We start from the raw sequence: 349 nt of genomic DNA, 5'->3' as shown, positions 1-349 counted from the left end.
AGCCCTGGCCAACGTCAAGGGTGCCCTATCCGCGGCCGGCCTGGACGTCGAAGCCGCCAGCCTCGACAACAGCACCGGCCTGCTCACCAGTCGCCAAGGCCTGAGCGTGACCCTGACCGGCAAACGAGTCGATGGCCAGGGGCTACTGCTCAACGACCAGGGCCAACTGCTCAGCGACGGTACCCTGGACCTCACCGCTGCCGACTTGGACAACCGTCAGGGCCTGGTCTTCAGCGCCGGCCAGCAGACCCTGACCGTCACCGGTGGTGCGGTGCAGAACGGCGGCGGGCAACTGGTCGCCGATGGCGGCCTGACCCTGAGCAGCGCCAGCCTGGCGAACGCGGCGGGC

The 349-nt window shown here is 69.6% G+C and carries 1 pseudogene; it reads left to right on the top strand.

Features of this window, described 5'->3' with window-relative positions:
* Positions 1-349: pseudogene (locus tag RND78_RS27960) on the top strand (filamentous hemagglutinin); the annotation flags it as partial.

The organism is Pseudomonas oryzihabitans (assembly GCF_032027545.1).
Lineage (GTDB): Bacteria > Pseudomonadota > Gammaproteobacteria > Pseudomonadales > Pseudomonadaceae > Chryseomonas > Chryseomonas oryzihabitans_F.
This window is presented reverse-complemented; position numbering and strand designations above follow the sequence as displayed.